Here is an 11,300-nt window from a genome sequence, read left to right as displayed (position 1 = left end):
GCGGTTCCCTCAGCGTACCCGCCCGGAAAATCTACGCGGGTAGATATCAAACCCACGCATCGCGAAATCCAAGGAAAGATTGCCGGGCTCCATTGTGAAGGACACGCGCAAGTAATTGCCGGGGCTTCACAATGCGCGCCCATCCGCTGTACAAAGGAATACAGAGGAAAGCAGCATTGCCCCTCGACAGCCGAATAACCGGTATCGCCGCACGTCACAACCCACGCCGTTCCGGCGATACCGCAGGGAAAGGACCGATATCCGTGGCTCAGCGAGTGGTGGTCACGCTCTCCGACGACATCGATGGCGGAGAAGCGACGGAAACGGTCACGTTCGGCCTCGACGGGAAGTCGTACGAGATCGACCTCAATCTCTCCAATGCAAAGAAACTGCGCAAGGCACTGGCACCCTACGTGGCGGCCGGACGAAAGCAGACGAGCAGTGGCAAGCGCGACAAGTCGCGCGCCGTCTCCTACCGGCACACCGCCGTCGAGGCCGCACCGGCGGCGGTCCGGGCCTGGGCGCAGTCCAACAAGATGGACGTGCCGGCCCGCGGCCGCATCCCCAAGCGCGTCTACGAGGCCTTCCGCGAGGCCAGTTGAGGGACGCCGGCCACGGCCGCGCCGAACGGAGTTGCACTGCACCCCTGGTGATCCGCTAGAGTCTGGAGCACGCCGAGGGGCAAGCCGAAAGGCCCGCCTCGAGGAGCGTGCGGGTGTAGTTCAGTAGTAGAACATCCCCCTTCCAGGGGGAAGGCGCAGTGTGCAATTCCTGTCACCCGCTCTGCATCGCTTTACCGTCCACCGATGTGGATCAGGTACAGTGGTGGCGTACCGCCCGGTGAGAGCCGAGCGGCAACAATGCGGACGTGGCTCAGTTGGTAGAGCATCACCTTGCCAAGGTGAGGGTCGCGAGTTCGAATCTCGTCGTCCGCTCAGAGAACGAAGGCCCCGGTCATTACGACCGGGGCCTTCGTCGTGCTCGGGGACTTCCTGCCGTCCGGGACCGCCGGGTGCCGACGGCATCGGTCGCGCGAACACGGGACGGCAAAGGCAGCGCGATCGAGGTCACGCGCCCGCGCCGGAGGGAGAGACGCCTGCTCCGGGCATCCCGGGCGTACACATGTGACAGTGGCCACAACGTGAACGTCACCGCTCCTGTCGGCGAATCATGATCGCGCGAGCCGCGGGCGCCCCCGCGCGGAGTCCTCGTGACGGCTGCGGGAAGGGCTCCCCGGAATGACGCCGGCATCCGGGCGCCACGGTGGTGTCCCGGCCGGGTTTGCCCGAAAGCCTTACGGGGAGGGCGCGTTGGCCGCCGGTGACCGGTCGGCGTGCGCTCGCTTCCGGCCATGCCGAAAGCCGAGGTGATCGGCGACCGATCGCGCCGGCTGCCGTCGCGAGGAGGTCTCACCGGATCTGGCGGCGGCGCGGAAAGCCCTCGTGTCCGGCCGCTGCCGGGCCCGTGCCGGGCCTTCGCCGGCCTTCGAGGAGAGCTTCGGACGGCGGCGCGTCTCGCGCACCGCCGAGTTTGGGTATAGTGGTCTCCGCGCTACGGCGCATGCGGACGTGGCTCAGTTGGTAGAGCATCACCTTGCCAAGGTGAGGGTCGCGAGTTCGAATCTCGTCGTCCGCTCAAGGAAAGAAGCCCCCGGCGTTCTCGCCGGGGGCTTCTTCATGTCCTGAGGTCCCGCTAGGACCAGGTCGCACCGGTCAGGAGCTCGTAGGCCTCCACGTACTTGGCGCGGGTCGCGTCCACGACCTCCTGCGGCAGTGCGGGCGGCGGCTGCTCGCTCTTGCGGTCCCAGCCCGACTCGGGCGAGGTCAGCCAGTCCCGGACGTACTGCTTGTCGTACGACGGCTGGGCGCGGCCCGGCTGCCAGCTCGCCGCCGGCCAGAATCGGGACGAGTCCGGGGTGAGCACCTCGTCGGCGATGACCAGCGCGTCACCGTCGAAGCCGAACTCGAACTTCGTGTCGGCCAGGATGATGCCCCGGTCGCGCGCGATGTCACGGGCCCGGGAGTACACGGCGAGGGTCGACTGGCGCAGGTGGGCGGCGGTCTCGGCACCGACCTGGCGGGCGACCTCCTCGTAGCTCACGTTCTCGTCGTGCTCCCCGACGGCGGCCTTGGTCGCGGGCGTGAAGATCGGGGCGGGGAGCTCGGAACCGTCGCTCAGCCCCTCGGGGAGCGCCAGCCCGCACACGGTGCGGCTCTCCCGGTATTCGGCGAGGCCCGATCCGGTGAGGTAGCCGCGGGCCACGCACTCGACCGGGACCATGCGCAGCGACTTGCACACCATGGTGCGGCCGGCCCAGTCCGCGGGCGCGCCGGGCGGCAGCTCCGTGGAGATGACGTGGTTGCCGATCAGGTCCTCGAGCCGCTCGAACCACCACAGCGAGAGCTGGGTGAGGACCCGGCCCTTGTCGGGGATCTCGGTGGGCAGCACCCAGTCGTACGCCGACATGCGATCGCTGGCGACCATCACGAGGTCGCCCGCCTCGTTCTGGTACAGGTCGCGCACCTTGCCGGTGTGCAGATGCACCAGGCCCGGCACCTGCAGCGGCTCGGGCTTTTCGACGAATCCGGACACGGTTCCTCCCCGTGAATATGAACAACAGCTCCGATTGTCCCGTACGCGGGCGGGACCCACCTGGTCAGGGTGCGGGAGGCCCCGGCGGCGGCCCGGCCGGCCGGCGAGATGCCGCCGGCCCACCGCGCCTCGATGCGTCCGGAGAGGGACTAGTCACGCTTGCAGATGCGGTCCAGGAGATTGGCGGTCGCCCGCTGGATCCGGGTGTCGACATGGCCGGGACGGTCCAGGGCGGGGGACCACGCGAAGGTGCCGGAGGCGAAGACCAGGGCGCCGGACGGTGCCCGGTAGAGGGAGGTCTCCTGGTGGCGGACCGTGCCGTCGCTGTCCCGGTACGGGGAGTGGGCGAGCAGGATCCGGCGCTCGTGCTCGGGCAGCGCCGTGCGCGGGAAGTACCGGTCGGCCTCTCCGGCGACCAGGCCGGGCAGCTCGTCGCCCTCCCCCGCGCCGGTGGCCTCCCACAGCCAGTGGTCCGCGTTGCGCACGACCAGCGGGGACGGGTCCGGCACCCGGCCCGCGTACTGGATGCCCAGCAGCTGCTGCTCGGCGCGGTCCACCTCCCGCCACAACGCCGGCTTTCCGGGGCCGCGGCGCTTGCGGCAGGTCAGCAGCCGGTCGGGCATGCCGGACGGCGACGGGGAGAGCTCGACCTGCCAGTACATGGTGTTGGCGGAGAGGAAGACGAGCGAGGTCCCCCGGTCGCGGGCCAGCTCCACCGCCCGGCGCATGGGGGCCGACCAGTACTCGTCATGGCCGGGGAAGACCAGGCCGCGGTAGCGGGCCGGGTCGACGCGTCCGGCGTGCAGGTCGCGGGTGTCGGCGTAGGCGAGGTCGTAGCCGTACCGCTCGGCCCAGCGGATGAAGTCGTAGGCGTGGCCGACGTGGAGGGGGAGGCCGGCCCCCGCGTACGGACGGTCGAAGGACACCGTGGTCGCGGCGTCCTCCTCGCCCAGCAGCCTGCCGTCCTCGTCCCAGGCGTGATAGAGGCTCGCGCCGGTGCGGCCGTCCTCCGGATAGAGGTTGTACGCCTGCCAGGTGATGTCGGGCAGCAGCAGAAGCAGGTCCGCGGGATGGTCGTCGCGGACCGTGAAGGGGATGTGGGAGCGGTACCCGTCCAGGGTGGTCAGCACGGCGACGTAAGCGCCGATGGACCAGTACGAGGGGATCTGGAGCCGCCACGAGAGCCACCAGTGATGGCAGGAGACCGTGCGGTCGGCGGTGAGCGGGGGAGGCTGGACGATCCCGGAGAGCCGGGGACTCGTAGTGATCTTCGCGGCGCCGTCGCCCCCGTAGTGGCCGATCCGGTAGACGTCGACGGAGAACTGCTGCGGCGGGTCCACCGTGATGTGGAAGTCGACGGCCTCACCGGGTGCGGCGGCTCCGGGACTCACGAAGCCCTTGATCTGACGGCGCACGTCGTCCGCGGTACGGGGGCCGCCGGAGCCGCCGCGGGCCAGGCTCGGATCCGCGTACCAGGGGACCACCTGGCCGGTGTCGTCGAAGTAGTTCTCACTGCCGCGCAGCCAGGGCAGCGGGCCCTGGCCGAAAGGATCGGAGACGGCGTGCGCGAGAGCGCCCGATTCCCATCGCCGGATCTGGTCCGCCCCCATGCCTGCCCCCTCTCTCGGTGCCCCTGTGACAACCGCGCCGCGCCGAGCCGTTCAGCGCCGGTCTCCAGCACATCACATTACGCATGCACTCCGTCACCGTTCGTCGCGAATTGACGGCGGGGAGACCGGAACCGGAAGAGATCGCTCCGGATAGCGACCGGCCCGCTCCGGCGGGCGGCCCCGTTCAGAAAAGGCGGACCGGCTTTTCCGGGCGGACGCCGAGCGAGCCCAGCCAGACCCGCAGCGGCTGCGCGTCACCGTCCTCCACCAGGCTCAGCACGGGCGCCGCCAGGTCCGCCCGGCGCTCGCCGTCGACCAGGAGCGCCGGACCGTCGAGCCAGTCGAGCCCCGGCGCCGCGCCGACGGTGTCGACCGCCGTGCAGCACACCATCGCGACGACATGGTCGGCGAGCAGCTCGCGGCCGGTCCGCGGCGGCTGAAGCGGCATGAGGGGCAGCGGATCGCCCCCGCCCCAGAGGGCCAGGGCGTCCTCGGACGCGTCCACCGGTTCCCGCCCGGCCTCCGCCGGCGTCTCCACGAGTGCCTCCTCACGCGCCACCCGGGCGGTCAGCACGGCGGCCAGCGCCTCGCTCGCCTCTCCACCGGGCCGCGCGGACAGGTGGTCCATGACCCGGACCAGTGTCGGCCCCTGCGGCCCCGTCGACGGCGCGACGCCCAGTTCGTCGAGAACCTGATGGATACGCGCCGCTTCCGTACGCCACTTCCGGTCCACCACCTCTTCCGGATAGCGCTGCCAGTCGACCGGCGCCCAGTCGGGGCCCTGGCCGGCGGGGCCGCCGTGGAAGAGACGAGCCGCCAGCAGCGACGCCGCCTCGTCGACCGCGCCCGGCTCCTCCAGCAGGTCGCAGGCGGGGCGCTCGCCGAGGCGCGAGGTGAAGCCTTCCGCGAGGCGGTCCCGGCGCGACAGCTCGGTCAGGGCGGACACGACACCTGCGTCCAGCCGGGACGGCCATCGGCCCATCCGCCAGGCGGGCAGCGCCACCCTCGTCAGCAGCCGGTCCCAGCCCGCGTAGGCCAGGCCGACCTGCTCCTGGGCCACGATCCGCAGCCCGTAGTCCACAGCCTGTGCACGCTCGGAAGCGGCCGCGGCGACCCAGCGCTCCATGCCTGCGGCGTGGTCCTGACAGCTGCGGAGCAGCAGCCGCGCGGTCCTGCCGACGAAGCCGGAGAGCAGCTTGCGCGTCGTGCCCTGTCCGGGACGGGCGGCATCGGCCACGACCGCGTCCAGCCCCCGGACGAAACGGCGGGCGGCGGCTATGTCGGGGTCGGCGGCGGACCCGGTGCCCGCGACGACCGGCGCGAGCACCGCGCGCAGCTCGGCCACCCGCATCCACCACAGGAACGGCGAACCGATGACCAGCACCGGGGCCTCGCCCGTGCGCCGCCGGGCACCCGATATCGAGTGCGCGGGGTGCGACCGGTCCTCGAGCCAGCTGTCGCAGTCCGGAGTGAGCGCCAACGCGGACGGCGCGGGCACCTCGAGGCGCTCCGCCAGGTCCCTCACCAGCCGGTAGAGATCCGGGGCGGAACGCTCCGGCAGCTCCACGGTCGGGCTCAGGGCAGGGGAGGCACGCACGATCACCGCGGTCACGGCCGCGGCGGTCACCAGCACGACAAGCGCGCAGACCGTGACGACCCAGCGGGCGACGTCCCAGCCGCCGCCCTCCATGTGTCCCGTCGCCCCGCCTGCGAACAGGACGACGGCGACGGCCGCCGGGAGAAGTGCCACCGCGACCGCCCTGCTGCGGATACGCAGCACGGCCAGTGCCTTGGCGCGGGCGCCCCTGGCGCCCATCGACTCACCGATACCGGTACCGGACACGGCCGGACCTCACCCCCTCTGCCCTGCGACGGTGTTGGTCACTCCCCCACTGTGGCATCGCCCACTGACATCGCAATGCCGGTGGGCCAAGTGCCGGAATGCTTGCGCCGCACCATAGTTGGGGCTTCGGCGGCCGTCATCCGGATGAGGAAGCCGTCACTCGATGGAATGGCTTTGGGCAAAGGATCGCCCGCCCGGAAGGAATGTCCGGGCGGGCGTCGTAAGGCGGTGCGCGGCGTCACCCGGCGGCCCCGCGGACCTCGCGAGGGCGGGCGCGTGGCCGGGCTCGGGGCGAGGGCGTCGCACGGTCGGGGCGTCGCGCAGGCGGGCCCGGGAGCGAGGGCGGCCGGACCGGCTCAGGCGCCGGCCAGGTGCACGCGCGACCGGATCCCGGCTCAGGCGCCGGGCTGCGCCTCCGCGGCCTTGCGGGCGATGTCCGTACGGTGCTGGGACCCGTCGAGACGGATCCTGCCCACGGCGCGGTAGGCCCGCTCACGGGCTTCGGTGAGGTCCTTGCCTGTCGCCGTGACCGACAGCACCCGGCCGCCGGCGCTCACGACCGCGTCGCCGTCCCGCTTCGTACCGGCGTGCAGCACATACGCGTGGGGAGCGTCCTCGGCCGCGACGTCCTCGAGGCCCTCGATCGGGTCGCCGGTGCGCGGGGTGCCCGGATAGTTGTGGGAGGCCACCACGACGGTCACGGCCGCGTCGTCGCGCCAGGTGAGCGGCGGCTCCGTGTCCAGCGTGCCCTTGGCCGCATGGAGCAGGACACGCGCCAGCGGCGTCTTGAGACGGGCCAGGACGACCTGCGTCTCGGGGTCGCCGAAGCGGGCGTTGAACTCGATCACCCGCACACCGCGCGAGGTGATCGCCAGCCCCGCGTACAGCAGGCCGGAGAACGGGGTTCCACGGCGGCGCAGCTCGTCGACGGTCGGCTGGAGCACGCTCGCCATGACCTCGTCGACCAGCTTCGGGTCGGCCCAGGGCAGCGGCGAGTAGGCGCCCATGCCGCCCGTGTTGGGGCCCTCGTCGTCGTCGAGGGCGCGCTTGAAGTCCTGCGCGGGCTGGAGGGGAAGTACCGTCTCGCCGTCGGTGATGGCGAACAGGGAGACCTCGGGACCGTCGAGGAACTCCTCGATCACGACCCGGCCGCAGGCCAGCGCGTGCTCGCGGGCGGCGGCGACGTCGTCGGTGACGACGACACCCTTGCCGGCCGCCAGGCCGTCGTCCTTGACGACGTACGGAGCTCCGAAGGCGTCGAGCGCCTCGTCGATCTCCTCCGCGGTCGTGCAGACGTAGCTGCGGGCGGTCGGCACCTCGGCCGCGGCCATCACGTCCTTCGCGAAGGCCTTGGAGCCCTCGAGCTGCGCCGCCTCCTTGGAGGGGCCGAAGCAGGGGATTCCCACCCGGCGCACGGCGTCGGCGACACCGGCGACGAGGGGAGCCTCGGGGCCGACGACGACCAGCCCGGCTCCGAGCCCGGTGGCCAGCTCCGCGACGGCCGCGCCGTCCATCTGGTCGACCGGATGGAGCTCGGCGACCTCAGCGATACCGGCGTTTCCGGGCGCGCAGTGCAGAGCGGTGACGTCGGGATCGAGGGACAGAGAGCGGCACAGGGCATGTTCGCGGGCGCCGCCGCCGATGACGAGGACCTTCACGGCAGTCAGCCTAACCGCCGCAGACCACTGCCCGTCGTACGGGCCTCCGAGACGGGGGCCGCTACTCGTTCGTATATTCCTCCACGACCGTGGCACCGAGCTCGCGCACGATGAGGTCGTGGCCGGACAGCGCGGAGTCGACCAGGTCCGGATCGTCCTCCTCCGGAACGTCGTCCTCGATGGACACCGAGGGCCGTCCGTACGGCTCCGCGGACCTGGGCGGCTCCGGCGAGGACTGCGGCGCGGGCGCCGGGGCGGCCTGTGCGGACGCCTGGTGCGACGGCTGCGACGGCTGCGACGGGGCACGGTCGAACTGCGGCGCCGGTGCGGCGGGGGCGGGCTGGGGGGCGGGGGCGGCGGGCTGCGGCCTGCCCTGGCCGTAGCCGCCCTGGCTGCCGCAGCCGCCGGGGCCGCCCGCCGGGGGTGCGGTGCCGCCCGGGCCGCCGGAGCCGCCGGACGGGTCGACGATCGCCTCGACCTTCCACTGCACGTTGAACTGCTCGGCGAGCGCCTGCTTCAGGACCTCTTCGCTGCCGCTGCTCGCGAAGTTGTCCCTGGCGCCGGCGTTGATGAAGCCCAGCTGGAGGGTCGTGCCGTCGAAGCCGGTCACCTGCGCGTTCTGACTGAGCAGGATCCAGGTGAAGCGACGGCGGTTCTTGACCGCCTCCAGGATCTCCGGCCACATGTTCCGCACCTGGCCGGCGCCCTGGGCCAGGCCGGCGCCGGGCGTCGCCGCAGGGGCCGGGGCGGGCGCGGCGGCCGGTGCGGGCGCGGGGGCCGGCGCGGCAGGCTGCGGCGCGCCCTGGCCGGGGGCGGAGGCCGTGGGCCAGCCGCCGGGCCGACGGGCCGGCTCCGCGGGAGCCCCGGCCGGGCCTGCGGTCCCGGGCCAGGCACCGGGGCGGGAGGCGGCCGGCTGCGGCTGGGGCTGCTGGTGCGGCTCCGGCTGCGGCGGCCGCTGGGGTTGCTGGGGCGCCTGCTGAGGCTGCTGCCCGACGGGCGGCGCGACCGGCTCGGGCGCAGGCGACGGCGACGGGGCAGGCGCGGGAACCGTGGGCGCCGCGTCGCCGCGCGCCGCGGCACGGGCGGCGGCGGGGCCGGCACCCGGCGGGACGGGCGCGTGCGCCTGGGCGTCCGGCCCGGGCACGTATCCCATGGCGGGGCCCTGGCCACCGGGCGAGAACGTCGCCCCCCGCTCCAGGCGGTCCAGCCGGGCCCGCACCGACCGCTCGTCGTCGAAGGCCGCCGGCAGCAGCACCCGGGCGCAGATCAGCTCCAGCTGGAGCCGCGGCGACGTGGCTCCCCGCATCTCGGTCAGGCCCGTGTTGACCAGGTCCGCGGCCCTGCTGAGCTCGGCGGCGCCGAACACGGCGGCCTGCGCCTGCATCCGCTCGACCACGTCCGCCGGGGCGTCGATCAGCCCCTTGGTGCCCGCGTCCGGCACGGCGGCGAGGATCACCAGGTCGCGCAGCCGCTCCAACAGGTCCGCGACGAACCGGCGCGGGTCGTTCCCGCCTTCGATGACGCGGTCCACGACCTCGAAGGCGGCGGCTCCGTCACCCGCCGCGAAGGCGTCCACGACGGAGTCGAGCAGCGAACCGTCCGTGTAGCCGAGCAGGGCCGTCGCCATGGCGTATGTCACACCGTCGTCGGCGGCGCCGGCGAGCAGCTGGTCCATGACGGACATGGAGTCACGTACCGACCCCGCGCCGGCCCGTACCACCAGCGGGAGCACGCCGTCCTCCACCGGGATGCCCTCCCGGCCGCACACCTCCGCCAGATACGTCCGGAGCGTCCCGGGCGGGACGAGGCGGAACGGGTAGTGGTGCGTACGCGACCGGATGGTGCCGATGACCTTCTCGGGCTCGGTTGTCGCGAAAATGAACTTCAGGTGCTCCGGGGGCTCCTCGACCACCTTCAGCAGGGCGTTGAATCCCGCCGGGGTGACCATGTGGGCCTCGTCGATGATGTAGATCTTGTACCGGCTGCTCGCGGGGCCGAAGAAGGCCTTCTCGCGCAGCTCACGCGCGTCGTCCACACCACCGTGCGAGGCGGCGTCGATCTCGATGACGTCGATGGACCCGGGTCCGGTGCGCGCCAGGTCCTGGCAGGACTGGCACTCGCCGCAGGGCGTCGGCGTCGGCCCCTGCTCGCAGTTCAGACAACGGGCGAGGATGCGGGCGCTGGTCGTCTTTCCGCAGCCGCGCGGCCCGCTGAACAGGTACGCGTGATTGACCCGGTTGTTGCGCAGGGCCTGCTGGAGCGGGTCAGTGACATGCTCCTGACCGATGACCTCTGCGAACGACTCGGGGCGGTAGCGGCGGTACAGCGCAAGGGACGACACACCTACGAGGTTATCGGGGCCCACGGACAACCGGAGCCGCCCCGGATCCCCCGGGAACGCAAGCGCCCCCCACGCACCCGCCAGAGCCGACCTACCCTTGCTGCCTTCCGGCCCTGGGGGAGTTCAGTCAGATAGCGCCACGTGAGGGGCTGCACCCAGGCTACCCGATACCAGGGGGTGGTCATGACCCCCGGACGAGATCGGGAACGTAGATCGGGAAGGGGTTCGCGAGCACTCCTCAACGTCTTGTATTGTTTGCGGCGGAGGATTCGCCTAGTGGCCTAGGGCGCACGCTTGGAAAGCGTGTTGGGGGCAACCCCTCACGAGTTCGAATCTCGTATCCTCCGCCAGTGCCTCACCGGGCACGAAGTCGAAGGGCCCCACCGTTCGCGGTGGGGCCCTTCGACGTTGCCCGCCCCAGTTGCCTTCGGCGGCTCCCGGAGCATGTCGCCGACCCGCTGGGCGACCTTCTTCACTGCCGGCCGCCGTTCGCTCCGCCGCCTGCTCCTCCTGGGGGTGGCGGAGCACTTTGATCAGCGGATCCGGCAGGCCGGCCGTACGCCGCCCGGCACGGGACGTGTCGGCGTGTGCTCCCTCCTGGCCTGCTCACCGTGGGGGCAGTAGCCGACCGATCTCGACCTGTGCACAACGCACCAAGGGTTCCGTCGAAGGTTCACGGGACCCTCGGTTCCTGTGGTTGCGCCGCCAGGGCGCGGGCGGCCGTCGAGAGACACGGAGGGCTGCGGCGCCTGCGCGCGGTGGCAGGCGCTCTCATGTCAGGCTGCGGTCCGAGGGTGCTGGTCGGTTACGGAGCGGCGGTATTCGGCGTTGAGTCGCTGCGCTTCCTCGAGTTGGTCCTCGAGGATCACGATCCGGCACGCAGCGTCGATAGGGGTCCCCTGGTCCACAATTTCGCGGGCTCGGGCGGCGACCCTCAACTGGTAACGGGAGTAGCGGCGGTGGCCACCTTCCGAGCGCAGCGGAGTGATCAGCCTTGCTTCGCCGATGGCCCGCAGGAAGGCGGGGGTGGTGCCGAGCATCTCGGCTGCTCGCCCCATCGTGTAGGCGGGGTAGTCGTCGTCTTCAAGACGGCCAAGCGGGTCGTCTGCTGTCATCTCACCTCGTTGTGGAACGTATCGGGGACCGGGCAACGCATGGAGGGGCCCTGGTGCCGTACGGCACCAGGGCCCCGAAGGAATTGCTACACCATCTGCCGGCCCTAGTGCTGCGCCGGCCTACTGGGTCCGCGGACCGGC

General features: G+C 72.0%; 7 protein-coding genes, 4 tRNA genes and 1 other RNA gene. 5 read left to right on the top strand and 7 right to left on the bottom strand.

All coding sequences use genetic code 11. From position 1 onward, the window contains the following. Positions 1-263: 263 nt before the first annotated feature. From SPRI_RS19420 to SPRI_RS19405, 4 genes are all read left to right on the top strand, one after another. Positions 264-602 (top strand): histone-like nucleoid-structuring protein Lsr2, encoded by a 339-nt coding sequence (locus tag SPRI_RS19420; protein WP_234020402.1) that lies wholly within the window; start codon positions 264-266, stop codon positions 600-602. Between the two features lie 109 nt (positions 603-711). Next, a tRNA-Gly gene (locus SPRI_RS19415) sits at positions 712-783 on the top strand. A gap of 79 nt (positions 784-862) precedes the next feature. Beyond that, a tRNA-Gly gene (locus tag SPRI_RS19410) sits at positions 863-935 on the top strand. 627 nt (positions 936-1,562) lie between these two features. Next, positions 1,563-1,635, top strand: a tRNA-Gly gene (locus SPRI_RS19405). 57 nt (positions 1,636-1,692) lie between these two features. Here SPRI_RS19405 and SPRI_RS19400 read toward each other — a convergent pair. The 6 genes from SPRI_RS19400 to ffs all read right to left on the bottom strand — a co-directional run bounded on the left by SPRI_RS19400 (position 1,693) and on the right by ffs (position 10,198). Then, positions 1,693-2,592, bottom strand: a complete 900-nt coding sequence (locus SPRI_RS19400; protein WP_005315323.1) for a phosphoribosylaminoimidazolesuccinocarboxamide synthase — start codon at positions 2,590-2,592, stop codon at positions 1,693-1,695. 149 nt (positions 2,593-2,741) lie between these two features. Then, positions 2,742-4,202 carry a N,N-dimethylformamidase beta subunit family domain-containing protein gene (locus SPRI_RS19395; RefSeq protein ID WP_005315322.1) on the bottom strand — a complete coding sequence of 487 codons (1,461 nt, stop codon included), beginning with the start codon at positions 4,200-4,202 and terminating at the stop codon, positions 2,742-2,744. Between the two features lie 184 nt (positions 4,203-4,386). Further along, positions 4,387-6,045, bottom strand: coding sequence for a M48 family metalloprotease (locus SPRI_RS19390; RefSeq protein WP_005315321.1), 1,659 nt, complete (start codon positions 6,043-6,045; stop codon positions 4,387-4,389). Positions 6,046-6,440: 395 nt separating this feature from the next. Beyond that, positions 6,441-7,703: a phosphoribosylamine--glycine ligase gene (gene purD, locus SPRI_RS19385; RefSeq protein ID WP_005315320.1), complete on the bottom strand. Its 1,263-nt coding sequence runs from the start codon at positions 7,701-7,703 to the stop codon at positions 6,441-6,443. A gap of 61 nt (positions 7,704-7,764) precedes the next feature. Further along, positions 7,765-10,044: a DNA polymerase III subunit gamma and tau gene (locus tag SPRI_RS19380; protein WP_053557126.1), complete on the bottom strand. Its 2,280-nt coding sequence runs from the start codon at positions 10,042-10,044 to the stop codon at positions 7,765-7,767. Between the two features lie 55 nt (positions 10,045-10,099). Next, positions 10,100-10,198, bottom strand: an RNA gene (gene ffs / locus SPRI_RS36505) — signal recognition particle sRNA small type. A gap of 108 nt (positions 10,199-10,306) precedes the next feature. Here ffs and SPRI_RS19375 point away from each other — a divergent pair. Beyond that, a tRNA-Ser gene (locus SPRI_RS19375) sits at positions 10,307-10,394 on the top strand. Between the two features lie 426 nt (positions 10,395-10,820). Here SPRI_RS19375 and SPRI_RS19365 read toward each other — a convergent pair. Then, positions 10,821-11,159 (bottom strand): MerR family transcriptional regulator, encoded by a 339-nt coding sequence (locus tag SPRI_RS19365; RefSeq protein WP_005315316.1) that lies wholly within the window; start codon positions 11,157-11,159, stop codon positions 10,821-10,823. Positions 11,160-11,300: the final 141 nt, after the last annotated feature.

This window comes from Streptomyces pristinaespiralis, from assembly GCF_001278075.1.
In the GTDB taxonomy this organism is placed as follows: Bacteria; Actinomycetota; Actinomycetes; order Streptomycetales; family Streptomycetaceae; genus Streptomyces; species Streptomyces pristinaespiralis.
Note: the sequence above shows the minus strand (reverse complement) of the source record. Positions and strands in the feature narration are given on the sequence as shown.